Here is a 23,762-nt window from a genome sequence, read left to right as displayed (position 1 = left end):
CCCACGCCCGCCCTGTCCCGGCAGAAGACCTTCCTGTGCGCCGCCCCCTCCTGCTCCTGATCGCGCTCCTGGCATGCGCCTACCCGCTGCTGATCTACCTCACGCTGGATCACTTCGCGCCCCACTGGCTGGCCCTGCTGCTGGCCGCGCTGGCCCTGGGTCGGGCCTGGTTGCGGCGCGAGCGCTTCTGGTTGGTCGTTGCGCTCGGCGCGCTGGCCCTGGCGCTGTCCACTGTCCTCAGCGGCAGCGTGCTGCCGATCAAGCTTTACCCGGTGCTGGTCAGCATCCTGATGTTCGCCGTCTTCAGCTGGAGCCTGCGCCACCCGCCGGCCGTCATCGAGCGACTGGCCCGCCTGAGTGACCCCGCGCTGCCACCGTCCGGCGTGGCCTACACCCGTGGCCTGACCCGGGTCTGGTGCGGCTTCTTCGCGCTGAACGGTGCCGTGGCCCTGGTCACCGCCTGCTGGCCCCGGGCGGCGGGCGGTGACGGCCTCTGGGCGCTGTACAACGGCCTGGTCTCCTACCTGCTCATGGGCCTGCTCTTTGCCGGTGAATGGCTGCTGCGCCCGACTTTGCGACGGCGCTTCGAGCGACGCCAGGCCGAGCACGCCGCGCGGCGCTGGCGTCCGCTGGCCGTGGCGGCAGCGCAGTCGACCGATGCCCGCTTCGTGGCGCAGGTGCAGGCTTGGCGCGCGAACTTCGCCACCCAGGCCGGCACGGGCGCGATTCTTTATTTCGACGACAGCGAACGCTTCACCGCCGCCCTCTACGGCGCCTGGCACGCGGGCAAGACCGTGTACCTGCCGGGCGACGCGCAGCCCGCGACGCTGCAAAACCTGTCCGCGCTGGACGCCACGGCCTGCCGCGCCGGCGATCTGCCCGGCGCCCTGCGGGCCCCGGATCTTGCGAACAACGCCAGCCCGAACCTGGGCCCGGCCTCCGGGTCATCGTTGCCGCCACTCGCCCCGCTGGACCCACGCGCCACGCACATGGTCGTCTACACCTCCGGCTCCAGCGGCCAGCCCCAGGCCATTCCCAAGTGCCTGGCCCAGCTCGACGCAGAAATCCACACCCTGCAGGCCACCTTTGGCACGCGCATGGGCGATGACACCACCGTGTACTCCACGGTCTCGCACCAGCACATCTACGGCCTGCTGTTCCAGGTGCTGTGGCCGCTCGCGGCCCAGCGCTCCCTGCAGGTCCACCGCATCAGCTACCCGGAAGAATTGGCCGAGCATCTGCGTCGCGTGCCGGCAGCCCAGGCCGTGCTGATCAGCAGCCCCGCCCACCTCAAGCGCCTGCCCGACGCGCTGGACTGGCAGGGTGCGCGCGCGGCACTGGTCGCTGTCTTCTCGTCCGGCGGGCCCTTGCCGCCAGAGGCCGCGCAAGCCACCCTGCGCCTGCTGGGTCACTCGCCCATCGAGGTCTACGGCAGTTCGGAAACCGGCGGCATCGCGTGGCGGCAACGTGCCGTGCACGGGGAACGCTGGCTGCCTTTCGCCGCGGTGCAATGGCGCATCACGGAGGAAGACGACGCCGGCGACGCGGCGCCCGGCACGCGCGGCCTGCTCGCCGTGCATTCGCCCAACCTGCCGGATGCGCGCTGGTTCCAGACCGCCGACCGCGTGCGTGCCCTGCCCGACAGCGATGGCGGTGGTTTCGTCCTGCAAGGCCGGGCCGACCGCATCGCCAAGATCGAGGAAAAACGCGTCTCGCTCACCGCGCTGGAAACCACTCTGCTGAGCACCGGCCTGTTGCGGGACGCACGGGCCCTGGTGCTGGAGGAAAAAAACCAGGCCTCGCGCCGCCTGCACCTCGCGGTGGCGGCTGTGCCCAGCGATGCCGGCCTGGCCCTGCTGCGCGCGCAGGGCAAGCGCGAGCTCAACGAACGGCTGCGGGCCGCCTTGTTGCAAGGCGTGGAGCGCGTGGCCCTGCCGCGCCGCTGGCGTTACGTGACCGAGCTGCCCGTCAACGCCCAGGGCAAGACCACCGAGTCGGCCCTGGCGGCCCTCTTCGATGCCCCCGACACCGTCACCATCGATGCACCGGCCGCCTTTGAGGGCACACCGGCCACGTCCCCGGCACCATCCGCCGCCACGGCACGGGCCCCGCTACCGTCGGCCCATTGGCAGCAGCGCGATGAAGCGGGCGCCGTGCTGGTCCTCGACGTGGATGCCGGCCTGCTCGCATTCGACGGCCACTTCGACGGCGTCCCCATCCTGCCCGGGGTGGCGCAACTGGATTGGGCGGCGCGCTTCGGCCAGGAATACACACGGGCCCTGTTCGCGGACTCAGCCCCGCAAACCGCGAACTTCAGCCGCATCGACGTGCTGAAGTTCCAGCGCCCCATCCTGCCCGGCGCACGGGTGGCGTTGCATCTGCGCTGGGAGGCCGAACGCGGCGCGCTGGCATTCAGCTACCGCGGCACGGAGAGCGGGACGCCGGTGGTTCATTCCAGCGGGCGTCTGGTCTTCGAGCCACGACGCAAGGACGCAAGCGCATGACGGATTTCAAGCCGATCGCGGTGATCCCCGTCTACAACCACCCGCAGGCCATCGCCCGCATGGTGCAGGCCCTCCTGGCCCAAGGCTTGCCCTGCCTGCTGGTGGACGATGGCAGCGAGGCGGGCTGCGCGGCGCTGCTGGATGGCATCTACCGACAGGAGGCGCCCCGTGTCACCCTGTTGCGGCTGCCACGCAACCAGGGCAAGGGCGCCGCCGTGATGGCGGGGCTGCGCGCGGCCGGGGCGGCAGCTTACAGCCATGCCCTGCAGATCGATGCCGACGGCCAGCACGACCCGAACGACGCCTCGCGCTTCCTGGCGCTGGCCCAGGCCAAACCCGATGCGGTCATCTGCGGCGTGCCCCTCTACGACGCCTCGGTGCCCAAAGGGCGGCTCTACGCGCGCTACCTCACCCATGTCTGGGTCTGGATCAACACGCTCTCGCTCGACATCCGCGACTCCATGTGTGGCTACCGCGTCTACCCCCTGGCCCCCACGCTGGCCCTGCTCGACACCGAAGCCATCGGCCGCCGCATGGACTTCGACAGCGAGGTCCTCGTGCGCCTGCACTGGCGCGGCTGCACCATCGTCAACCTGTCCACTCGCGTGCGCTACCCCGAGCATGGGGTCTCGCACTTCCGCGTCTGGCTGGACAACGCGCTCATCTCGCGCATGCACGCCCGTCTTTTCTTCGGCATGCTGTGGCGTCTGCCGCGCCTGCTCACCCGCAGGCTGCGTGGCCGATCCGCCACCCGGAGGGCGGAATGAAACCCCAGACCCACTCGACACACTGGGCCGATATCGGCGAAAGCACCTTCGCCACGGGCCTGCTGTTTCTGTACGGCGTGCACCGCTGGCTCGGACGCTGGCCGTTTCGCCTGTTCCTCTACCCCGTGGTCTTTTATTACTGGGCCTCCCGCCCCCTGGCCCGCCGCGCCTCGCTGGACTACCTGCGCCGCCTGCAGGCCGCGCGCGCGGTGTTCCCCCGCCCGCCGGGCGGGCGCCAGGGCCTGCACCACTTCCTCGCCTTCGCCGACAGCCTGCTCGACAAGCTGCTGGCCCTGAGTGGCCGTTACCGCTTCGAGCACATGCGCTTCACCGGCCGCGAACCGGTGCTCGCCATGATCCAGCGGGGTCAGGGTGGCATCTTCGTGACCGCGCATGTCGGCTGCCTGGAACTCTGCCGCGCCGCGGCCGCCGACTATGCCCACCCGTTCCAGCTCACGGTGCTCGTGCACACCGCCCATGCCGAGCGCTTCAACCGCATTCTCCAGCGCCTGGGCCAGGCCGATGGCGCGGCGTCAACCCCCCGCGTGCAGCTCATGCAGGTCAGCGAAATCACGCCTGCCACCGCCGTGCTGCTGGCGGAGAAGGTGGCACGGGGTGAGTTCGTCGCCATCGCGGGCGACCGCGTGCCCGTCACCGCCAGCAAGACCGTGCGCGTGCCTTTTCTCGGCGCGCAAGCCGCCTTTCCGATCGGCCCCTATGTGCTGGCGGCGCTGCTGCGCTGCCCGCTTTACCTGATGGCCTGTACCCGCGTGACGCTGGGTGGGGGACGACATACCTACCAGTTGCATTTCGAGTGCCTGGCCGAACACGCGACGTTGCCGCGTGCCAGCCGTGACGCCGCGCTGACCGAGCTGGCCACGCGCTACGCGCGCAGCCTGGAAGACACGGTCGCGCGCTCCCCCTACGACTGGTTCAACTTCTATCCCTTCTGGGACGCCCCCGCGCACCCTCTGGCCAATGGTGCCTCTCCATGACCCCGCCCATGAAACCCGCCCCCGAACTTGTCCACGACATCGAGGTCACGCCGGCCTTCTTCGACATCGACGTGATGGAAATCGTCTGGCACGGCCACTACGTCAAGTACCTGGAAATGGCGCGCTGCGCGCTGCTGGCCAAGTTCAACTATGACTACCCGCAGATGCGGGCATCGGGGTATGCCTGGCCCATCGTCGACATGCGGCTCAAGTACGTGCGCCCGGCCACCTATGGCCGGCCGCTGACGGTGCGTGCCGAGATCGTCGAATGGGAGAACCGCTTGCGCATCAACTACCTGCTGCGCGACAAGGAAAGCGGCGCCAAGCTCACCACCGCCTATTCCATCCAGGTGGCGGTGGACATGGCCACGCGGGAAATGCGCTACGTCTGCCCGCCTGTGCTGTGGGAACGGCTGGGCGTGGACGGACCGGGGGCGACGGCATGAAAAAATCACACGAACAGCCCCCGGTCACCCGCCCCGGCCTGGTTCGCCGCGCCTGGCTGGCACGCGCGCTGGGCCTGCTGGCCCTGGGCCTCGGCGGACTGCCCCCGGCACGGGCCACCGAGCCGGACACACCGCTGCTGGCGCAGCTGCGCCAGCGCCTGCAGACCGCACCCGTGCTGCGGGGGCGCTTCGAGCAGCACAAACGCATCCAGGGCTTCAAGAACCCGCTGGTCTCGCGCGGCGACTTTCTGGTCGCGCGGGAACGCGGCATCCTCTGGCACACGCGCACGCCCTTCGAGTCCACCCTCATCGTCACCCGTGACCGCCTGCAAAGCCTGCAGGCCGACGGCAGCGTCGGCACGCAGCTGGACGCGCGCGAGGAACCCGGCCTGCGCGCCATCAACGCCTTGCTGTTCGCGCTGATGGCGGCCGATCTGGACCGCCTGGCGGAGCGTTTCCACATCGAGGGCCAGGCGGGCGGCGCATCGGACTGGCGCCTCGTCCTGACCCCGCGCGACGCGGCCCTGGCCCAATGGCTGGCCCGGGTCGAATTGCAGGGGGAACGCTACGTCAACAGCGTCACGCTGACGGAAGCACGCGGCGACGAAAGCGTCATCCGCTTCAGCGCGCAGAGCACGGCCGCGCAACTCAGCCCGGCGGAAAGCGCGCGTTTTGAATAACCCCGCACCCCACACGCGTTCCGCGTTGACGGGCCATCGGCTCTGGCGCGGCGCGGCCCTGCTCTGGCTGGTTTTCGTGCTGGGGGTCGCGGTCCACCAATGGCGCTTCTGGCAGGACCCGAAGGCCCTGGACGCCAACATCATGAGCCTGCTGCCCGTCGACGAGCAGGCACCCGAGGTGGACCTCGCCACGCGCCGGCTGGCCGAGCAGGCCTCGCGCCAGATCCTCGTCATGCTGGGCACGCCGCGCTGGGACGACACCCAGCGCGCCGCAGCGGCCTGGCGCCAGGCCCTGGCAGGACAGGGCGCGCTGGTCGAGAGCCAGGCGCTCAATGCGGGCGCCTTCGCCGAGACCATCGCCTTCTACCGGCCCTGGCGCGATCGTCTGCTCACCCCTGCCCAGCGGACCCAACTGGAGGCGGCGCAGACCGGAGCGCGAACCGAGGCGCTGGCCCAGGGCGCCCTCGCCGCGCTGTACCAGCCGGCGGTTCAGGCGCGGCTTTCCGACTGGCTGGCCGACCCGCTGGGCCTGTGGTCGCAGTGGTGGACGGCGCGCGCCGCCGAGACGCGGGCCAGGCCGCGCGACGGTTGGCTCTGGCTCTCCACCGAAGGGCGCGAATGGGTGGTCCTGGCCTACGACATCACCGGTTCGGCCTTCGCGCTCGACGGCAGCACCGCGCGCGGCGACGCATTGCAGGCCGCGCAGGCTGCAGCACGGGCCGCGCTGCGCGCCGACCCCACGGTGGCTGCCGGCGCCGAGGACCTGGAAATCCTGCGTGCGGGCGTGCCACTGCACGCGGAAGCCGCCGCCACCCAGGCCAACCGCGAAATCAACACCATCGGCTGGGGCTCGCTGGCCGCCGTGCTGCTCCTGGTCTGGCTGGCCTTCCGCTCACCCCGCCCCATCGTGCTGGTGGCACTGTCGCTGGGGATCGGCTGCGCCGTCGCGCTCTCGGTCACGGCCTGGGTCTTCGGCTCGGTGCATCTGCTCACGCTCATCTTCGGCGCCAGCCTGGTGGGCGTGGCCGAGGATTACGGCATCCACTACTACAGCAGCCGCCAGAGCCAGCCCCAGGTGGTGCCGCAGGCGCTGATGCGCCGGCTCCTGCCGGGCCTGCTGCTGGCCTTGACCACCAGCGTGCTGGCTTACCTGGCCCTGGGTCTCGCCCCTTTCCCGGGCCTGCGGCAAATGGCGCTGTTTTCCTCGGTGGGACTGGCGGCGGCCATGCTGACGACCGTCTGCTGGTTTCCCTTGCTGGACCGCGGCACGGTGCGGCCCAACCGGTTCGCGCAGGCCGTGGGGGCCAGCCTGGGCCGCTGGCCCCGACTCGCCTGGCCGGCCCGGCCGCGACAGGCCTACCGCGTCTGGATCGCATGCCTGCTGCTCGCGGCCCTGGGCCTGACCGGGCTGCTGCGTCTGCAGGTCAACGACGACGTGCGCCAGTTGCAGAGTTCCCCGCCCGAACTGATGCAGTCACAGATCCGGCTGGCCCGCCTGCTGGGCGTGGCCAGCCCAGCACAGTTCTACCTGGTGCAGGGCGCGAACGTCGAACAGGTTCTGCAGCGCGAGGAAGCCCTGAAGGCCCGGCTGGAGCCGCTGACGCGGCGGCATGGCTTCGGTTACAGCGCGCTGTCCGACTGGCTCCCATCCCTGAGCCGACAGCGGAGTGACGCTGCGTTGACGGCCGCGGTCGAAACCCGGGTGCTGGCGACGATCGGTCCGGCGCTCGGTGAATCGCTGCGTCGTCCCGCCTTCGCCAACGAGCCGCTGACGCTGGAACGCTGGCTGGACGGCCCGGGCTCGGCGGCGGCGCGCACGCTGTGGCTGGGCGAACTCCGCGGCGTGCAAGCCACGAGCTCCGGCTCCGCCAGCGTCGTGCTGTTGCGCGGTTTGCACGACACCACCGTGCTGCCCGCCCTGGCGGCCGCGGCCGAGGGACTGGAAGGTGTGCGCTGGGTCGACAAGGCGGGTGACATCAGCCAGCTGCTCGGCCGCTACCGCCTGGCCATGGGCCTGCTGCTGCTGCTGGCCCATGCCGCCGTCTTCGCCGCGCTGGCCTGGCGTTTTGGCCGGCAGGCTTGGCGGGGCTGGCTGCCCACCGCCCTGGCCAGCGTCGCCACGCTGGCGCTGCTGGGTCTGCTGGGCCAACCGCTGCAATTGTTCAACATGCTGGCGCTGCTGTTGCTGCTGGGCGTGGGAGTGGACTACGGCATCTTCCTGCTCGAACACCCCAACGACGGTTCGGCCTGGCTGGCGGTCAGCCTGGGCGCGACCAGCACCTGGCTGGCCTTCGGTCTGCTGGGCCTGTCGAGCACGCCCGCCCTGCGCGCCTTCGGCCTGACCCTGATGTTCGGTCTCGCCATCGTCGGGCTGCTCGCACCCTGTCTGCGCCCCCCGGCGGGCGCGCCGACCGACGCAGCTCGCGGCGGCGCCGCGCCATGATTTCTTTCACAACGCCCACCATGACTTCCATTCAGACCGAAACGACAGACATCCTCATCATCGGCGCCGGCCCCGCGGGCGCTGTGGCCGCCGGCCTCTTGCGCCAGCAGGGCCGCCAGGTGCTGATCCTCGAACGCGAGCAATTCCCGCGCTTTTCCATCGGCGAAAGCCTGCTGCCGCAAAGCATGGAGCTGATCGAAGCGGCGGGCATGCTGCGCGACGTGGTGGAAGCAGGCTTCCAGTACAAGAACGGCGCGGCCTTCGCCTGGAACGAGCGCCACACGGCCTTTGACTTCCGCGAGAAATCCAGCCCTGGCTGGGGCACGACCTACCAGGTACAACGCGCCGCCTTCGACGACGTGCTGGCCAAGGCGGCGCAGAAGGCAGGTGCCGACATCCGCTACCGCCATGAAGTCACGGCGGTGGACGTGGCGGGCGAGCAACCCTGCGTCACCGCACGTTCGCCCGAGGGCACGCTCTACCAGGTGCGGGCCCGCCATCTGCTGGACGCCAGCGGCTTCGGCCGCGTGCTGCCGCGACTGCTGCAGCTGGAGACGCCCTCGGACTTCCCCGCGCGGGGTGCGATCTTCACCCATGTGCAGGACCACATCGAGCCGACCTCGGGTTTCGACCGCAACAAGATCCGCGTCACCGTGCACCCCAAGTTCCCGCACGTCTGGTTCTGGACCATCCCCTTCTCCAACGGCCGCTGCTCGCTGGGGGTGGTGGCGCACACCGAATTCCTGGCGCAGTACCCCGGTGACGAAACGCAGCGCCTGCGCGCCCTGGTGGCCGAAGACCCCGGCTTGTCGGAATTGCTCAAGAACGCGGTCTGGGACACGCCAGCCCGGCAGATCGTCGGTTACGCGGCCAACGTCAAGTCGCTGTGGGGCCGCAACTACGCCCTGCTGGGCAATGCGGGCGAATTCCTCGATCCGGTTTTCTCCAGCGGGGTGACCATCGCTTTCAAGTCGGCCAGCCTGGCCGCCGCCTGCATCGGCCGCGCCCACGCGGGCGAAACCGTGGATTGGGAAGCCGATTACGCCCACCCGCTCAAGGCCGGGGTGGACACCTTCCGCGCCTTCGTCGAAGCCTGGTACCAGGGCGACTTCCAGCGCATCATCTTCCACGACCGCCAGACGCCGGAGATCCGCCGCATGATCGCGTCCATCCTCGCCGGCTACGCCTGGGACCGAAACAATCCCTATGTGGCCGAACCGCGCCGCCTGCATGTGCTGGCCGAGTTGTGCGCGCCATGAAACGCGTCCGCGTCGCCCACGCTTGCGATGCGCCTGCCATCGGCACGCGGTCCCGGCCCCACGCCCAGGGCCGATATGATCCGCGGGCTGACGCCGATGTCGACGCCATGACACCCCTGCAAGACAAGAAATTCTCTCCCGATCGCCAATCCGCCCTGGAAGCCCGCTATGAAGCGCAGAAGATCGCCTTCGGCCCGGTCGTGTTCCACTGCGTGCGCTACGCCTGGAAACGCGGCATGCTGCAGGCCCTGGCCGAAGCGGGCGAACAGGGGCTGGGCGTCGACGAGATGGCCGCGACCGGGCGCTGGCGCGTCTACGCGCTCAAGCTGGTGCTGGAAACCTGCCTGTCCTGCGGCGTCGTGCTGCTGCGCGGTGGACGCTACGCCTTGGACAAGACCGGCTATTGCCTGCTGAGCGACACGCTCACGCAGACCAACCTCAACTTCATCCACGATGTCTGTTACCAGGGCCTGTACGCGCTGGAACAGGCCCTGGACGACGAACAGCCCGCCGGCCTGGCGGCCTTGGGGGCCCTGGCGGGCAAGCAGTGGCCCACGATTTACCAGGGCCTGACGGAGCTGCCGGAGCCGGCGAGGTCGAGTTGGTTCGCCTTCGACCACCTGCACTCCGACACCTCTTTCCCCCTCATCCTGCCCGACGTCTTCGCCACCGCGCCGCGCCGCATCCTGGACATCGGGGCCAACACCGGCAAGTTCAGCCTGGCCGCGCTGCGCCACGACGCCCAGGTCGAACTGAACCTGGCGGACCTGCCCCAGCAGTTGGCCGTCGCCCGCGCCACCCTGGAAGACGCCGGCCTGGCCGCGCGCGCCCATCTGCATCCGGTCAACCTGCTCGACCCGCAAGCGCCCCTGCCCGGCGGCATGGACCTGGTGTGGATGAGCCAGTTCCTGACCTGCTTCAGCGAGGCCGCCATCGCCGCGATCCTGCGCCGCGCCGCCGACGCGCTCGCGCCTGGCGGGCAGGTGCTGATCCTCGACACCTTCTGGGACCGGCAGCGCTACGACATCGCGTCCTACTGTCTGATCAACACCTCGCCTTATTTCACGGCCATGGCCAGCGGCAACAGCAAGGTCTACGAAAGCGCCGATTACGTCCGCCTCTGCGCGGCGGCTGGCCTGCGCCTCATCACCCTGCGCGACGGCATCGGCTACAGCCATACGCTGCTGCGCTTCGGCAAGGCCTGACATGGGTATCGCCCATTCCTTTCCCCGCCTGCTCGTCGCGTGGCTGGCCGCCGGCCTGCTGACGGGCTGCGCGCTGCTGCGCCCGGCGCCCGACGAAGGCTCAGGCCTGTCCACGGACCGGCCCGCGCAGACCGTCGACGGCACAGCACCGCTGCTGCGGTTGCCGCCCGCCTCATTGGGCCGCAGCCTGGCGCTGGAACAGCGCATCCGCATCGAGGCGCGCGATGAAAACGGGGCCCCGCTGCGCCGACAGATCGAGACCCTGTTGGAAGCCGACCCCCATGCCCTGCGCATCGTGCTGCTCTACATGGGGCAGACCGCCGCCGTGCTCGAATGGGACGGCCGCCGCTTGAAAGAGACCCGCTCTTCCTGGTGGCCCGCGACGCTGCGCGGCGAGCGCATCCTGTCGGAGCTGCAGCTCGCACTCTGGCCCGCCGAGGCCGTGCGCACCGCGCTGGCCGAATTTCCCGATGGGGTCTGGACGCTGGACGCCGACGAAACCGGCCGCACCCTGCGTCAGGACGGAGAGGCCGTGGTCCAGATCCGCTACCAGGACGGCATCGGCCTGGTCGAGCTGCAGCACCTGCGCGATGGCTACCGCCTCACCATCCGCTCGCACAGCCTGGAACCATGAACCTCCATCTCAACGCCATGGGCCTGCTTTGCGCGCTGGGCAGCGGCGCCGAGCAAGTGCGCCAGCATCTGTTCGGCGCGCAGGAACCGCCCCCGGGCCACGGCGTGCGAAGCAGCACCGCCTATGCCCCGCACATGCCTTTGCACCCGGGGCAGGTGGCACCGGTCACGCTCCCCCTGGGAGCCCTGGCCGACACCGTGGTTCTGCCGCCACTGGCACACGCACGCCTGCAAGAGCGCAGCCGTGGCAACGCCATGCTGGCCGTGGCACTGGCACAGATCCGTCCCGCGGTGGACGCCGCCGTATCGCGATTCGGCCCGCTGCGGGTCGCGGTGGTGCTGGGTGCCAGCGCCTCCGGCGTGGAAGAAGGCCTGCAAGCGGCGCGGCAGTTCCAGGCCCTGAGTCGCTTTCCCGATGACTACCACTACACCCAGCAGGAAATGGGCAACGCTGCCGTGTTCGTGCAGCGCGAACTGGGCCTGCGCGGCCCCGCCCATGTGGTCTCCACCGCCTGTTCCTCGGGTGCCAAGGCCCTGGCTTCGGGTGCGCGCCTGCTGCGCGCGGGTCTGGCCGACGCGGTCATCGCGGGCGGCGTGGACGCGCTGTCCGCCTTCACCCTCGCCGGTTTCTCGGCGCTGGAATCCGTCAGCCCCTCGCGCTGCCTGCCACTGTCGGCACATCGCGCCGGCATCAACCTCGGCGAAGGCGCGGCGCTGTTCCTGATGACACGCGAACCGGGCCCGGTGCGCCTGTCGGGCTGGGGCGAAACCTCGGACGCGCACCACATGTCGGCCCCGGACCCCAAGGGACGGGGCGCGGCCGACGCCATGCGCCAGGCCCTGGCGCGCGCGGGTCTGGCGCCCGAGGCGGTGGACTATGTGAACCTGCACGGCACCGCCACCCCCCAGAACGACGCCATGGAAAGCCGCGCGGTCGCCGAGGTGCTGGGCACGGCGGTTCCGGTCAGTTCCACCAAACCCCTGACCGGCCACGCCCTGGCCGCGGCCGGCGCGATCGAAGCCGCCTTCGCCTGGCTCACGCTGACGGACAACCCGCACGGCCGACTGCCGCCGCACCTCTGGGACGGCGCGCGCGACCCCGCGCTGCCCGGGCTCACGCTCGCCGAAGCGGGCTGGGCGCCCGGTGCATCGGCCTTGACCTCGACACCCAGCAGCGGCCCCGCCCTGGGTCGCCCCGTGCGCCATGTCCTCAGCAACTCCTTTGCCTTTGGCGGCAGCAACGCCGCGCTGCTCCTGTCCGGCACCTGACCTGCCCGCTGTCCGAATGCCCAACGACTTCCAGACCATCGACCATTACCTTCCGCACCGGCGCGGCATGCTGCTGGTCGATCGCCTGCTGGCGGCCGACGAGGAAGGCGCCACTTGCGAGCTCACCGTGCGCGACGGCCTGTTCGCGCATGAAGACGGCGTGCCGGCCTGGGTCGGCATCGAGTACATGGCCCAGACCGTCGCCACCTGGGCCGGGGCTGGCCATGCCCGGCGCGGCACCCGCCAGCGCCCCGGCTTTCTGCTGGGCAGCCGCCGATACACGGCGCATGTGGGCGCCTTCGCGCTCGGCACGCGCCTGCGGGTGACGGTGCGCTGCGAACTGCTGGGGGACAATGGACTGGGCATGTTCGACTGCCGCATCCAGGATGCCGACACCGAGGCTCTGCTGGCCCAAGCCCGGGTCTCGGTCTACGAACAAGCCGAGGGAAAGGACACCGATCTGCTGGCCCTGCTGCAGACCGGCGCATGAACAAACCATGAACCAAGCCACATCCTCCCGCACCGTGCTCGTCACCGGCTCCAGCCGGGGCATCGGCCGTGCCATCGCCCTGCGCCTGGCACAGGACGGCTATCAGCTCGTGCTGCATGGCCGCGCCCCGAGCGCGCCCCTGGACGAGACTGCCGCGCTGGCCACTGAACGCCACCCTGGGCACGCGCGCCCCCGCCTGCTGTGCTTTGACGTGGCTGACCGCGCCGCCGCCGCCGCCGCGCTGCTGGCCGACGTGGAAGCCCATGGCGCCTACTACGGCGTGGTCTGCAACGCGGGCATCACGCGGGACAACGCCTTCCCGGCCATGACGGGCGAAGAGTGGGATGGCGTGGTCCACACCAACCTCGACGCCTTCTACAACGTGCTCAACCCGATCGTCATGCCCATGGTGCGACGGCGGGCGCCGGGACGCATCGTCACGCTGGCCTCGGTCTCCGGCCTGATGGGCAACCGCGGGCAGACCAATTACAGCGCGGCCAAGGCGGGGGTGATCGGTGCCAGCAAGGCCCTGGCGTTGGAACTGGCCAAGCGCGAGATTTCCGTCAACTGCGTCGCCCCGGGCCTGATCGAGACCGACATGATCCACGCCGACATGGCGCCCGAGGCCCTGGAGGAAGCACTGAAGATCATTCCCCAGCGCCGCATGGGACGGCCGGAGGAAGTCGCTGGATTGGTGGCCTTCCTGCTGGGACCGGAAGCGAGCTACATCACGCGGCAGGTGATTTCGGTGAACGGCGGCATGTACGGTTGAATTCGGTTGAAAACGGGGATGGACAAGAACATGGACACGACGACAAAGAACGGTAGGAAACGGGTGGTGGTCACCGGCTTCGGTGCCCTCAGCCCCCTGGGGCACGACTGGACCTCTGCGCAAGCTGCCTTGCGCGCGGCCCGCAACAAGGTGCGGGTGATCGAGGCCTGGGAAGACTACGAAGGCCTGAACACGCGCCTGGGCGTGCCCGCCGAGCCCTTCGATCTGCCCGCGCACTACAACCGCAAGACCATGCGCAGCATGGGCCGGGTCGCTCTGATGGCCACACGCGCGAGCGAACTCGCGCTGATCGACGCGGGGTTTATCGACCCCGTCGACTTCAAGGCCGACCCGCTGCTGCAAAGTGGGCGCGTGGGCATTTCCTACGGCTCATCCGCGGGCACGCCGTCGGCCATCGGCGACTTCGGCCGCATGATCACCGCCAAGAGCACCGAGGGCATCACGGCCAACACCTACATCAAGATGATGTCGCACACGGCGGCGGTCAACATCGGCGTCTTCTTCGGCCTGACGGGCCGCATCATCACCACCTCCAGCGCCTGCACCTCGGGTAGCCAGGGCATAGGCTATGCCTACGAGGCCATCCAGAGCGGCAAGCAAACCGTCATGCTCGCCGGTGGCGCGGAAGAACTGGACGCGACCGAAGCCGCCGTCTTCGACACGCTCTTCGCCACCAGCACGAAGAACGACACGCCCGAACGCACGCCCCGCCCCTTCGACACGGCGCGCGACGGCCTGGTCCTGGGCGAAGGTGCCTGCACCTTGGTGCTGGAAGAACTGGAGCACGCGCAGGCGCGCGGCGCGACCATCCACGCGGAGCTGATCGGCTACGGCACCAACAGCGACGGCTCGCATGTGACCCACCCCAAGAGCGAGACCATGGCGCAGGCCATGCGCCTGGCGCTCGACGATGCGGACCTGCCCGCCAGCGCCATCGGCTATGTCAACGCGCACGGCACGGCCACCGAACAGGGCGACATCGCCGAATCCGTCGCCACCCTGGCCGTGCTGGGCGAGCGCGTGCCGATCTCCTCGCTCAAGAGCTACATCGGCCACACCCTGGGCGCCTGCGGCGCACTGGAAGCCTGGTTGTCCATTGAGATGATGCGCGCGGACTGGTTCGCCCCCACCATCAACCTCACCCAGGTGGACCCGCGCTGTGCCGCGCTGGACTACATCACCGAAGGTGGCCGTGCGCTGCAGACCGACATCGTGATGAGCAACAACTTCGCCTTTGGTGGCATCAACACCTCGTTGATCTTTCGCCGCTGGCGAAACTGAGCGGCAGGGCAACACACAGAGATGCAATAAGTTACGAAGTGGCCCGGATGCCACGGTCCGGCTCCACTACGATCACGGCTCACCGACACACGGGCCCAAGCCCGCTTCTTACTGTCTTACCAAGGAGTCATCATGCGACTACATCGTGCACCCCTGTTCCTGAGCACCCTGGCGGCCGTGACCCTTTTCGCTGCCTCATCGGCGCATGCCGATGACAAAATCCTGCACATCCCCCTGAAGGATGTGATCGACATGCCGGAAGCCAAAGGCAAACTGGATGGCACGGTCACCTTCTACCTGGCAGGCCAAACCACGCCCAAGGTGCTGTCGAAGTCGAACGACGATGTATCGAACAAACGCACCAACGCCGTGGGCAAGGACGAGATCTTCGCCTGCAAGTGGGCCGCGCTCTCGGCGCTGATCGCGCTCCAGGACAAGGCCAAGACCCTGGATGCCAACGGGGTCATGAACATCGTGAGCTACTTCAAGAAGGAAACTTACAGCGACCCGGTGAACTTCGAGTGCCGCAAGGGCGCACTGATGGCAGCCGTGACCCTCAAGGGCAACTACGTCAAGCTGGAACAATAAGTCGCCTAAGGGGACCGACCGTGCCAGCCTGGTCCGACGGCCCAGCGCCCGCCATCTGGCTAACCCTGGCACGGGTCTCCGAATTGCTGCGTGGCCCGTCGCCCACCGCGGTCGGCCAGACTGCTCGCCCCGATGGCAGCCCCTCGCCGGCCGACCTCACGGGGCTCTCCCCTTCCGAGCACGAGCGCCTGAACGCCATCTCCGCGCCCCGGCGCAGGGCTCAGTTCATCGCGGGGCGCCTTCTGCTGCGGCGCTTGCTACAGCCCCTGCTGCCCGCGGGGACCTTTTCGATCTCTGCCTCCGACCATGGACCGCCACGTCTTGAGGCACAGGGCATGGGGGATGCGCCCCTGCACCTGGCCTTGAGCCACAGCGGAGACTGGGTCTGCGCTGCCGCTGCACCGGTGGCTGTCGGCCTGGACCTCGAAACCACGGCGGGCCGTTCCGGCGCCCGCGACTGGCACGCACTGGTCCAGGTCGCCGGCTCCCCCTGGAACAAAGGGCTTTGGCCGCACTGGCGGAGCCATCCGAGCAAGGCCAGCGCTTCCTGGCCCTCTGGACGCTGAAGGAAGCCTGGTTCAAGCAGCAGGCACGGCCATTGGACTGGGCCCTGCTGCCGCGCCTGCACACCACGCTCGCAGTGGACGGTGCATCGTTCAACGGGCAGGTCTGGCAGACCGAGGACTGCACCCTGGCCCTGACCTGGCCGCTGGACCCGCGACACACAGCACTGCCCCTGCGCTGGTCGCGGACGGCATCCCCGGAGCCGGCATCCGGCCCGAATGCCGATCGTCCCTCTGCGGGTACGCCTCCCCTGGTGGATCAAACGGCGCAACCCTGGCACGTCGGCCTGATCAAGCCGTTGTGAGCCCCGCCAAGCCAACCACGCACCAGGGCGCGGTGTCATGCGCCAGGCCCATCCAGAGCGCCCAGGCCGAGCTGAGGGCCAGAGCCAGCCCGGCCAGGCGCACGCCCAGATTCTGCAGGAGCGGGCTGCGCAAGCCCGCACCCTGCCCCAGGCGCAGCCACAACCAGGGCCCCAGGGTCATGGACACGGCGGTGCCCAGCGCGAACAAGGCCATGACGACCGCGCCTTGCCAGGCCTGTCCCGTCAAGGTGGCGACCAGCAAGGCGGAATACAGCAAGCCACAGGGCAGCAAGGCCCACAGGCTGCCGATCAGGAGCACGCCAGCGCCTGCGCTCCTGCCACCCGCGCCTTCGTCGGTGCCTGCACGGCCCCGAACCATGCGCTGGACGCCGCGCCACAGCGCCTGCGCGCCCTGCTCCAGCCAGACCGGTTGCGCGGCCCGCCACAGCAGGACCAGGCCCAGCACGATCGCGGCCACGTGCAAGAGTGACCAGAGGGGTCGCAGGGCCGCCGAATGGACTGTCAGCCAACCCAGGCCCTGCATCGAAGCCGCGGCCAGGCCCCCCAGAATCGCGTAACCCAGCACCCGCCCCAACTGGAACAACAGCACGAGGGGCAGATCGGACACGTCGGCGCTGCTGGGCAAACTCACCACGGGCAGCGCGCTGGACGCGCCGCCCCGGAAGTGGATCGGCTGTTGCGTCGTCTGAACGCCACCGCGCGCCGCGCGCGCCAGGCCGGCGCAGGCCGCACCACACATGGCCACGCAATGCGGCCCACCGGCCAGCCCCATCAGCAGGGCCGTCAAGGCAAGGGTGGATGACATGCCAGCATTCTGGCTCAAAGAATCTTCGAGAAACGCGCGCGGTTGCGATCGGCCTGCAGGTAACGGTCAAACACCATGGCGATGGCACGCACAAAGTACCAGCCCAGCGCTGTCACCTGGATGCCGCCGCGCCGCTCGTCCAGATCCAGCGTCACGAGACCCTGCTCGGCCAGACCGCGCAGGGCCGCGAGCTCGGTCGCGAAATAAGTCTTGCAGTCGATCAGCCAGGCCAAGTTGATGGACTCGAACATCAGTTCGCCCTGGCACATCAGGGCCATGATCACCGCGCGGCGCACCAGGTCGTCGCGCGACAGCGCCAAACCCCGCTGCACCGGAAAGCTGCCCCGGTCCAGCGCGTCGTAGTATTCCTCCAGCGTCTTGGCGTTCTGGCTGTAGGTCGCGCCGATGCGCCCGATGGCGGACACACCCAATCCGATCAGATCGCAATCGGGCTGGGTGCTGTAACCCTGGAAATTGCGGTGCAGGCGACCCTGGCGCTGCGCCACCGCCAGCGCGTCGCCCGGCAGGGCGAAATGGTCCATGCCCACATAGACGTATCCCGCGCCCTGCAGGCGCGCCAGGGCGTCCGACAGCATGGCGAGCTTGGCCGCCGCGCCCGGCAGTTGGGCATCATCGATGCGGCGCTGGGGCTTGAAGCGTTCGGGCAGATGGGCGTAGGCGTACAACGCGATCCGGTCCGGTCGCAACTCACCCACCTGGTCCAGGGTGCGCGCGAAGGACTCGGGCGTCTGCAGCGGCAGGCCGTAGATCAGGTCGATGTTGACGGACTCAAAGCCGCGCTCCCGCGCGGCCGCCACCAGGTCGAACACCTGGCGCGCAGGCTGGACGCGGTGCACGGCCTTCTGCACGGCGGGGTCGAAATCCTGCACCCCGAAGCTCAGGCGATTGAAACCCAGCTCGGCCAGCACATTCAGGCGAGCCGGATCGATGGTGCGCGGATCGACTTCGATGGAATACTCCCCGCCGGGCGTGAAGTGGAAGGCGCGTTGCAGCATGCGCATCAGCGAACGCAGTTCCGCGTCGTTCAGGAAGGTCGGGGTGCCCCCCCCAGATGGAGTTGGCTGATCGCCGGGGCATGTCCCCCCGCAGCCACGCCCAGGGCCTCCAGATGCAGATCCACCTCGCGCGCCAGATAACGCAGGTACTCGGCCGCGCGCTCATGGTGCTTGGTAATGATCTTGTTGCAGGCGCAGTAGTAACACAGCGATTCGCAGAAGGGGATATGCACATACAGCGACAAAGGCAGGGCGCCCGCGCCCGCGCCCCCACGCTGCCCCAGGGCCTGGGCATAGTCCGTGGGCCCAAAGGCCTCGACGAAACGATCCGCCGTGGGGTAGGAGGTGTAGCGCGGACCGCTCACATCGTGGCGACGCAGCAACTCGGGCGTGAGTGAGAACGGTGCGTCGGGGGCGATGGCGGTGTCTGTTTCTTTGTGCATGGACAAAAGCCTGCTGATCGGTACGAGACTGTGCACCGCGCACGCGCCCTCCATCTTGACTTGCATCAAAAGGTGACCGATTCGCCCTCCCACGCCCGCGCACCTCGGCTGGCCGGGTTCCGCCGACGAACTCAACCATGTCACAATAGCCGCCATGCCGTCCCGCCCCGCCATCAACCTGCGTTCGATGGATCTGCACACGATCAAAGTTGCCTGCTCGAATTGCAATCTGCGTGAGCTGTGCATGCCCGTGGGCCTGAGCAGCGAGGAGATGGAACGCCTTGACGATGTGGTCTCCACCCGACGCAAGGTCAAGCGCGGCGAGGCTCTGTTCCACGCGGGCGAGAAGTTCGAATCGCTCTACGCCATCCGCACCGGCTTCTTCAAGACCTGCATCACCACCGAGGACGGGCGCGATCAGGTCACCGGCTTCCAGATGGCTGGCGAGATCATCGGACTGGACGGCATCGTCAACGACCTGCACAGCTGTGACGCCGTGGCCTTGGAAGACGCGGAAGTCTGCGTCATGCCCTACGAGCGCATCGAAGACCTGTCGCGCGAAATCAACGGCCTGCAGCGGCACGTGCACCGCATCATGAGCCGCGAGATCGTGCGCGACCAAGGCGTCATGCTGCTGCTGGGGAGCATGCGCGCCGAGGAGCGGCTGGCCGCCTTCCTGCTGAACCTGGTGCAGCGCCTGCACGCGCGTGGCTTCTCGCAGTCCGAACTCATCTTGCGCATGACCCGCGAGGAAATCGGCAGCTACCTGGGCCTGAAGCTCGAAACCGTGAGCCGCACCTTCTCGCGCTTCGCGGAAGATGGCATCGTCGAGGTCAAACAACGTTACGTGCGCATCCTCGACACCGACGCCCTGACCCGGCTGGTCAACGCCGTCCAGCCCGCCTGCAACTGACGCTTGATTGTCCTGGCCGGGCTAAGGTTCGCTCCGCCGCCTGTCCGCTACAGCAGCCGCGCCATCAGCAGTTCGTCGACGTCGTGGTCTTGGTCGGAACGGCGGTAGGCGTTACGCAGTCGACCTTCGAACTCAAAACCCTGCTTCTCATAGAAACGCAGGGCTCGGGGATTGTCGGCCTCCAGCATGAGCTCAAGCCGCCGCACGCCGTCGCGGCGCAGACGTGACACCACGTCCCCGATGATGGACGCGGCCAGACCCGTGCCACGTTCGGATGGCGCCACCGCGAAGGTGCCAAGATAGGCGCCATGGCGTGCCCGTCCCGCATGCCGGCTCAGGCGGTAGAAACCCCGAACCTGCCCATCGCGCTCGACCACGTAGAACGATCGCGACGCGACCAGCTCATCCATGATCGCGCGGAACTCGGCCAAGGGCATGGGGTCGTGACCCAGATAGGGCACGACCTCCTCGTGCATGTAGAGGGCATAGACGGCCTGCAGGTCGTCCAGGGTGGCGAGTCGGTGCATGGCAGGTTCGTGGCAACTCGGAAACACCGAGCATTCTGCCGCAAGGCCATCGCGGCCTCCGCGTCCAGGCGCTCAGTCCTGTTCGCTTGCCAGCAACAGGGTCAAGGCGCTGGCCAGACCCGCCATGGCCCAGAAGGCGAAAAAAGCCAGCGTGTACACCCCGGCCCGCGCCAGTTCCAGGGGTTGGCCGAACCAGTACAGGTCTTGCGGGTCCACGAGGGCAAAGACCAGCATTTCCAGCAAGCCGGCAACCAAAAAAGCCGGCCAGGCGATCCACATCAGTTTGCGCCACAGCATATTTGTGTTCTCCTCGTTGCGGCTGCGTTCTTGTTGATTCGAAACTCTTGCCAGGGTCAACCCGCCGCCTGTCAGGGCGTCGCAGGGGCACTGGCTGCGGACCGACCGGCCACGGGCGCACCGGTCTGCGCATGGTTGCGTGCCTGCTGCGCGGGGGCTTCGCTGTGCCTCAGCACACTGGTGTCCAGCACCGGATCAGGCATGCTGGCGGCCAGCCAGAAGGTGTGCAAACTGGCGATCACCACGATGATGGGGCCCGCCAGGACCAGCCACACATAGCCAAAAGTCCACCAGGGTTTTGTGTCGTGCATGTCTTGCTCCATGAATTTTGAAAACCGCCCGCTCATCGGGGAACGAGAAAGACGGATTTTTCCTTCACCACATGATCGTCGGCACTGATCTCGAACCGCATGGGGTGGCTGCCGGTGCCCACGCGCTCGCTGTCTTCGTAGGACAGCTGCGCCCGCACGGCAACCCACCGGGATTGCGCCGGACCGACGGTGATCTCGCTCCCCTCGCCCCCGTCGCTGACCACCGCCAAGCCAGGCAGGCCCGCGACCGTGACGCGAAAGTGTTGCGTGGTCTCCGCGGCGTTCATGATCTGCAGCCGGTAAACATTCTCGATCATGCCGCGCCCATCCGGGCCCACAACGATGCGCGCGAGGACGCCACGGTCCCGCACAACATCCACCTTGAAGGAGGAGCGCAAGGCCAGGCTCGTGAGCAGACCGAAGATGATGGCCCAAAGTATGGCCGTGTAGACCAGCACGCGCGGCCTGAACACGCGCTTCCAGGTCTGGAGGCGGCTCCAGCCTCCGGTCAGGGCATTCTGCGTGGTGTAGCGGATCAGGCCACGGGCATAGCCCATCTTGTCCATCACGCCATCGCACACGTCCACGCAGGCCCCGCAACTGATGCATTCGTACTGCAGGCCCTTGCGGATGTCGATCCCCGTGGGACAGACCTGCACGCACATCGTGCAGTCGATGCAGTCACCCAGGCCCCGCGCCTTGAGCGCCTGCGCATCGGTCTGACGGGAGCGCGCGCCGCGCGGCTCACCACGCTTTTCGTCGTAGCTGACGATCAGCGTGTCCCTGTCGAACATCGCACTCTGGAAGCGTGCATAAGGGCACATGTACTTGCAGACCTGCTCGCGCATGAACCCCGCGTTGCCATAGGTCGCCAAGGCGTAGAAGTTCACCCAGAACCATTCCCAGGGGCCAAAACCCAACGTGAAGGATTCGGCCCAGAGCTCGCGCACCGGCGTGAAATATGCCACGAAGGTGAAACCCGTCCACAGCGACAGCGACAGCCAGACCGCGTGCTTGCCTCCCTTGCGGAGGAATTTGTTCAGGTTCCAGGGCCCTCCATCGAGGCGCTGGCGCGCGCTGCGATCACCTTCGAGCTTGCGCTCGATCCAGAGAAAGATCTCGGTGTAGACGGTCTGCGGACAGGCGTAACCACACCATTGACGCCCGGCCACGGCGGTGAAAAGAAAGAGCGACAACGCCGAAATGACGAGCAAGCCCGTCAGATAGATGAAGTCCTGCGGGTAGAGAACCAGGCCGAAAAGGTAGAAACGCCGCGCCCCCAGGTCAAAGAGCACGGCCTGACGCTCGCCCCATTGCAGCCAGGGCAGCCCATAGAAAATGATCTGCGTGAACCACACCAGGACCCAGCGCCAGCGAGCATAGAACCCGCTGACGCTGCGTGGGTAGATCTTCTTGCTGGCCTCGTAAAGCGAGACCATGGTCTCGTCGCCGCCCGCTTCGACGGCGACGACCGGAATGACCTTTCTATCGGCCACCACCGCGGCTCCAGACATAGGCCGTCAGCAGGTGAATCTGCTCGGCGCTGAGCTTGCCACCGTGTTCCGTGCCTTGCGCGGGCATCTGATTGGTCTTGCCATTGTTGATCATGGCCATGATGGCGCCCTCGCCCCAGCCATGCAGCCAGACGTCATCCGTCAGGTTGGGCGCGCCCAGCAATGGATTGCCCTTGCCGTCCTGCCCGTGGCAGGCTGCGCAGACCCCGAACTTGGCCTTGCCCAGCTGCGCCCGCAGGCTGTCATGCGGACTGCCGGACAGGCTGAGCACGTACTGCGCCACATTCTTCACGTCGTCCGCGCCGCCCAGGGCCGCGGCCATGGGCGGCATCGCGCCCGTGCGACCTTGGGTGATGGTGGTCTTGATCGTGTCGGGTGTACCGCCCCAGAGCCAGTCGCCATCCGTCAGGTTCGGGAAACCCTTGCTGCCACGCGCGTCGCTGCCATGGCACTGGGCGCAGTTGTTCAGGAATAGCTTTTCGCCCACTGCGACGGCCTGGGGCTCCTTGGCGGCATCGGGCACGCCCATGCCCGCGAATTTCGCGTAAAGCGGCGCCACCTGCTGCGCGCCCTTGGCCATCTCGGCTTCGTATTCGCCCTTCTGCGTCCAGCCCAGGGAACCCGCGTGCTTGCCCAGGCCCGGATACAGGAAGAGATACACCAGGGCAAAAATGATGGTCAGGATGAACAGACCCACCCACCAGCGCGGCAGCGGGTTGTTCATCTCTCGCAGGTCTTCGTCCCAGACATGTCCGGTGCTGTTGTCGGCGGTGGCGTTCTTGACCTTGACCTTGCCGGACACCCACAGCAGCACCAGGCAGGCGATGATGCTGATGAGGGTGACGGCGCCAATGAAGATCGACCAGAAGTTGTGCGTGAAGTCGCTCATGATGTGTTCTCGTCTTCAGTGTCTTGTCTTCATTCTTCGAAGGGCAGGCGCGCGGCCTGCTCGAAGTCCGGCTGCTTGCGCGCCGACCAGGCCCAGGCCACGATACCGATGAAGCAGAGCAGGCCCGCCACGGTGACCACGGAACGCAGGGTGTTGATATCCATGTCCTTGCTCCTTATTTCAGCGCGGTGCCCAGCACCTGCAGGTAAGCGATCAACGCGTCCAACTCGGTCTTGTCCTTCACGTCCACGGACGCCTGGGCAATCTGCTCGTCCGTGTAGGGCACGCCGACCACGCGCAGCGCCTTCATGTGCGTGGGCAAGGACTCGGCGTCCACCGAGTTGCGACCCAACCAGGGATAGGCCGGCATGTTGGATTCCGGCACCATGTCGCGCGGGTTGTTCAAGTGGATGCGGTGCCACTCATCGCTGTAGCGGCCGCCCACGCGGGCCAGGTCGGGGCCGGTGCGCTTGCTGCCCCACTGGAAGGGATGGTCGTAGACCGATTCACCCGCCACCGAGTAGTGGCCGTAGCGCAGCGTCTCGGCGCGGAAGGGGCGGATCATCTGCGAGTGGCAGTTGTAGCAGCCCTCGCGGATGTAGACGTCGCGCCCGGCCAGTTGCAGCGCGGTGTAGGGCTTGACACCTTCCAGCGGCTGGGTGGTGGACTTCTGGAAGAAGAGCGGCACGATCTCGACCAGGCCACCGACCAGCAGCACCAGCAGGATCAGCACGATCATCAGGAAGTTGTTGGTCTCGATCTTTTCGTGACCCGAGGTTTTTTGTTGCGCCATGTTCTTTTCTCC

General features: G+C 68.0%; 24 protein-coding genes and 2 pseudogenes. 17 read left to right on the top strand and 9 right to left on the bottom strand.

What is annotated here, in order from left to right; translation table 11 throughout:
• The first annotated feature begins 35 nt into the window (after window positions 1-35).
• From DW355_RS11365 to DW355_RS11290, 16 genes are all read left to right on the top strand, one after another.
• Window positions 36-2,504, top strand: a complete 2,469-nt coding sequence (locus DW355_RS11365; RefSeq protein ID WP_131280200.1) for an AMP-binding protein — start codon at window positions 36-38, stop codon at window positions 2,502-2,504.
• Window positions 2,501-3,271, top strand: coding sequence for a glycosyltransferase family 2 protein (locus DW355_RS11360; protein ID WP_131280198.1), 771 nt, complete (start codon window positions 2,501-2,503; stop codon window positions 3,269-3,271). The genes DW355_RS11365 and DW355_RS11360 overlap by 4 nt, the downstream gene beginning before the upstream one ends.
• On the top strand, window positions 3,268-4,266 hold the full coding sequence (locus DW355_RS11355; protein WP_131280196.1) for an acyltransferase: 999 nt from the start codon (window positions 3,268-3,270) through the stop codon (window positions 4,264-4,266). The genes DW355_RS11360 and DW355_RS11355 overlap by 4 nt, the downstream gene beginning before the upstream one ends.
• Before the next feature lie 8 nt (window positions 4,267-4,274).
• Window positions 4,275-4,712 carry an acyl-CoA thioesterase gene (locus DW355_RS11350; RefSeq protein ID WP_131280194.1) on the top strand — a complete coding sequence of 146 codons (438 nt, stop codon included), beginning with the start codon at window positions 4,275-4,277 and terminating at the stop codon, window positions 4,710-4,712.
• On the top strand, window positions 4,709-5,392 hold the full coding sequence (locus DW355_RS11345; RefSeq protein WP_131280192.1) for an outer membrane lipoprotein carrier protein LolA: 684 nt from the start codon (window positions 4,709-4,711) through the stop codon (window positions 5,390-5,392). Before DW355_RS11350 ends, DW355_RS11345 begins: the two co-directional genes overlap by 4 nt.
• A gap of 25 nt (window positions 5,393-5,417) precedes the next feature.
• Entirely contained in the window at window positions 5,418-7,835 is a 2,418-nt protein-coding gene (locus DW355_RS11340) for an MMPL family transporter (RefSeq protein WP_165493182.1), read from the top strand.
• A gap of 29 nt (window positions 7,836-7,864) precedes the next feature.
• Window positions 7,865-9,094: an NAD(P)/FAD-dependent oxidoreductase gene (locus DW355_RS11335; RefSeq protein WP_131282627.1), complete on the top strand. Its 1,230-nt coding sequence runs from the start codon at window positions 7,865-7,867 to the stop codon at window positions 9,092-9,094.
• Window positions 9,095-9,201: 107 nt separating this feature from the next.
• Window positions 9,202-10,299 carry an SAM-dependent methyltransferase gene (locus tag DW355_RS11330; RefSeq protein WP_131280191.1) on the top strand — a complete coding sequence of 366 codons (1,098 nt, stop codon included), beginning with the start codon at window positions 9,202-9,204 and terminating at the stop codon, window positions 10,297-10,299.
• Window position 10,300: 1 nt separating this feature from the next.
• Entirely contained in the window at window positions 10,301-10,933 is a 633-nt protein-coding gene (locus DW355_RS11325; RefSeq protein WP_131280189.1) for a DUF3261 domain-containing protein, read from the top strand.
• Entirely contained in the window at window positions 10,930-12,201 is a 1,272-nt protein-coding gene (locus DW355_RS11320; protein ID WP_131280188.1) for a beta-ketoacyl-ACP synthase, read from the top strand. Before DW355_RS11325 ends, DW355_RS11320 begins: the two co-directional genes overlap by 4 nt.
• 16 nt (window positions 12,202-12,217) lie before the next feature.
• Window positions 12,218-12,691 (top strand): hypothetical protein, encoded by a 474-nt coding sequence (locus DW355_RS11315; RefSeq protein ID WP_131280186.1) that lies wholly within the window; start codon window positions 12,218-12,220, stop codon window positions 12,689-12,691.
• A gap of 7 nt (window positions 12,692-12,698) precedes the next feature.
• The gene (locus DW355_RS11310) at window positions 12,699-13,463 is read left to right on the top strand and encodes a 3-ketoacyl-ACP reductase FabG2 (RefSeq protein ID WP_131280184.1); all 765 of its coding nucleotides are present in this window, start codon (window positions 12,699-12,701) and stop codon (window positions 13,461-13,463) included.
• Between the two features lie 30 nt (window positions 13,464-13,493).
• Complete coding sequence (locus DW355_RS11305) at window positions 13,494-14,765, top strand: beta-ketoacyl-ACP synthase (protein ID WP_131280183.1); 1,272 nt, start codon at window positions 13,494-13,496, stop codon at window positions 14,763-14,765.
• Between the two features lie 132 nt (window positions 14,766-14,897).
• Window positions 14,898-15,353, top strand: a complete 456-nt coding sequence (locus DW355_RS11300; protein ID WP_131280181.1) for an excinuclease ATPase subunit — start codon at window positions 14,898-14,900, stop codon at window positions 15,351-15,353.
• A gap of 20 nt (window positions 15,354-15,373) precedes the next feature.
• Entirely contained in the window at window positions 15,374-15,919 is a 546-nt protein-coding gene (locus tag DW355_RS11295) for a hypothetical protein (RefSeq protein WP_131280180.1), read from the top strand.
• Entirely contained in the window at window positions 15,859-16,221 is a 363-nt protein-coding gene (locus tag DW355_RS11290; protein WP_131280177.1) for a 4'-phosphopantetheinyl transferase superfamily protein, read from the top strand. The genes DW355_RS11295 and DW355_RS11290 overlap by 61 nt, the downstream gene beginning before the upstream one ends.
• Here the strand turns inward: DW355_RS11290 and DW355_RS11285 are convergent.
• Together DW355_RS11285 and hemN are read right to left on the bottom strand one after the other, a co-directional pair.
• Window positions 16,208-17,047 (bottom strand): sulfite exporter TauE/SafE family protein, encoded by an 840-nt coding sequence (locus DW355_RS11285; protein ID WP_131280176.1) that lies wholly within the window; start codon window positions 17,045-17,047, stop codon window positions 16,208-16,210. The two genes, DW355_RS11290 and DW355_RS11285, sit on opposite strands and share 14 nt — an antisense overlap.
• 14 nt (window positions 17,048-17,061) lie before the next feature.
• Window positions 17,062-18,506, bottom strand: a pseudogene (hemN, locus tag DW355_RS11280) (oxygen-independent coproporphyrinogen III oxidase).
• 187 nt (window positions 18,507-18,693) lie between these two features.
• Between hemN and fnr the strand changes: the two are divergent.
• Complete coding sequence (gene fnr / locus DW355_RS11275) at window positions 18,694-19,419, top strand: fumarate/nitrate reduction transcriptional regulator Fnr (protein ID WP_131282625.1); 726 nt, start codon at window positions 18,694-18,696, stop codon at window positions 19,417-19,419.
• Window positions 19,420-19,466: 47 nt separating this feature from the next.
• Here fnr and DW355_RS11270 read toward each other — a convergent pair whose 3' ends face one another.
• The 7 genes and pseudogenes from DW355_RS11270 to ccoO form a co-directional block, all read right to left on the bottom strand.
• The gene (locus DW355_RS11270; RefSeq protein WP_131280174.1) at window positions 19,467-19,946 is read right to left on the bottom strand and encodes a GNAT family N-acetyltransferase; all 480 of its coding nucleotides are present in this window, start codon (window positions 19,944-19,946) and stop codon (window positions 19,467-19,469) included.
• 87 nt (window positions 19,947-20,033) lie between these two features.
• Window positions 20,034-20,243, bottom strand: a pseudogene (locus tag DW355_RS11265) (hypothetical protein); the annotation flags it as partial.
• A 71-nt stretch (window positions 20,244-20,314) separates the two neighbouring features.
• Window positions 20,315-20,554 (bottom strand): nitrogen fixation protein FixH, encoded by a 240-nt coding sequence (locus tag DW355_RS11260; RefSeq protein ID WP_242671122.1) that lies wholly within the window; start codon window positions 20,552-20,554, stop codon window positions 20,315-20,317.
• A 32-nt stretch (window positions 20,555-20,586) separates the two neighbouring features.
• Window positions 20,587-22,068 carry a cytochrome c oxidase accessory protein CcoG gene (ccoG, locus tag DW355_RS11255; RefSeq protein WP_131280169.1) on the bottom strand — a complete coding sequence of 494 codons (1,482 nt, stop codon included), beginning with the start codon at window positions 22,066-22,068 and terminating at the stop codon, window positions 20,587-20,589.
• A complete protein-coding gene (gene ccoP / locus DW355_RS11250; protein ID WP_131280166.1) occupies window positions 22,040-22,957 on the bottom strand; it encodes a cytochrome-c oxidase, cbb3-type subunit III in 918 nt (305 codons plus the stop codon). The genes ccoG and ccoP overlap by 29 nt, the downstream gene beginning before the upstream one ends.
• Before the next feature lie 29 nt (window positions 22,958-22,986).
• On the bottom strand, window positions 22,987-23,121 hold the full coding sequence (locus DW355_RS11245) for a CcoQ/FixQ family Cbb3-type cytochrome c oxidase assembly chaperone (RefSeq protein WP_006296263.1): 135 nt from the start codon (window positions 23,119-23,121) through the stop codon (window positions 22,987-22,989).
• Between the two features lie 11 nt (window positions 23,122-23,132).
• On the bottom strand, window positions 23,133-23,750 hold the full coding sequence (ccoO, locus tag DW355_RS11240) for a cytochrome-c oxidase, cbb3-type subunit II (RefSeq protein ID WP_131280164.1): 618 nt from the start codon (window positions 23,748-23,750) through the stop codon (window positions 23,133-23,135).
• Window positions 23,751-23,762 lie beyond the last annotated feature (12 nt).

This window comes from Hylemonella gracilis, from assembly GCF_004328645.1.
GTDB classification, from domain to species: Bacteria; Pseudomonadota; Gammaproteobacteria; order Burkholderiales; family Burkholderiaceae_C; genus Hylemonella; species Hylemonella gracilis_B.
Note: the sequence above shows the minus strand (reverse complement) of the source record. Positions and strands in the feature narration are given on the sequence as shown.

Excerpts from the sequence above, each read along its gene's own strand:
- DW355_RS11360 (WP_131280198.1), top strand. The coding sequence starts at position 2,501 with ATGACGGATTTCAAGCCGATCGCGGTGATCCCCGTCTACAACCACCCG.
- DW355_RS11355 (WP_131280196.1), top strand. The coding sequence starts at position 3,268 with ATGAAACCCCAGACCCACTCGACACACTGGGCCGATATCGGCGAAAGC.
- DW355_RS11350 (WP_131280194.1), top strand. The coding sequence starts at position 4,275 with ATGAAACCCGCCCCCGAACTTGTCCACGACATCGAGGTCACGCCGGCC.
- DW355_RS11345 (WP_131280192.1), top strand. The coding sequence starts at position 4,709 with ATGAAAAAATCACACGAACAGCCCCCGGTCACCCGCCCCGGCCTGGTT.
- DW355_RS11330 (WP_131280191.1), top strand. The coding sequence starts at position 9,202 with ATGACACCCCTGCAAGACAAGAAATTCTCTCCCGATCGCCAATCCGCC.
- DW355_RS11325 (WP_131280189.1), top strand. The coding sequence starts at position 10,301 with ATGGGTATCGCCCATTCCTTTCCCCGCCTGCTCGTCGCGTGGCTGGCC.
- DW355_RS11320 (WP_131280188.1), top strand. The coding sequence starts at position 10,930 with ATGAACCTCCATCTCAACGCCATGGGCCTGCTTTGCGCGCTGGGCAGC.
- DW355_RS11315 (WP_131280186.1), top strand. The coding sequence starts at position 12,218 with ATGCCCAACGACTTCCAGACCATCGACCATTACCTTCCGCACCGGCGC.
- DW355_RS11310 (WP_131280184.1), top strand. The coding sequence starts at position 12,699 with ATGAACCAAGCCACATCCTCCCGCACCGTGCTCGTCACCGGCTCCAGC.
- DW355_RS11305 (WP_131280183.1), top strand. The coding sequence starts at position 13,494 with ATGGACACGACGACAAAGAACGGTAGGAAACGGGTGGTGGTCACCGGC.
- DW355_RS11300 (WP_131280181.1), top strand. The coding sequence starts at position 14,898 with ATGCGACTACATCGTGCACCCCTGTTCCTGAGCACCCTGGCGGCCGTG.
- DW355_RS11285 (WP_131280176.1), bottom strand. The coding sequence starts at position 17,047 with ATGTCATCCACCCTTGCCTTGACGGCCCTGCTGATGGGGCTGGCCGGT.
- fnr (WP_131282625.1), top strand. The coding sequence starts at position 18,694 with ATGGATCTGCACACGATCAAAGTTGCCTGCTCGAATTGCAATCTGCGT.
- DW355_RS11270 (WP_131280174.1), bottom strand. The coding sequence starts at position 19,946 with ATGCACCGACTCGCCACCCTGGACGACCTGCAGGCCGTCTATGCCCTC.
- DW355_RS11260 (WP_242671122.1), bottom strand. The coding sequence starts at position 20,554 with ATGCACGACACAAAACCCTGGTGGACTTTTGGCTATGTGTGGCTGGTC.
- ccoG (WP_131280169.1), bottom strand. The coding sequence starts at position 22,068 with ATGTCTGGAGCCGCGGTGGTGGCCGATAGAAAGGTCATTCCGGTCGTC.
- ccoP (WP_131280166.1), bottom strand. The coding sequence starts at position 22,957 with ATGAGCGACTTCACGCACAACTTCTGGTCGATCTTCATTGGCGCCGTC.
- DW355_RS11245 (WP_006296263.1), bottom strand. The coding sequence starts at position 23,121 with ATGGATATCAACACCCTGCGTTCCGTGGTCACCGTGGCGGGCCTGCTC.
- ccoO (WP_131280164.1), bottom strand. The coding sequence starts at position 23,750 with ATGGCGCAACAAAAAACCTCGGGTCACGAAAAGATCGAGACCAACAAC.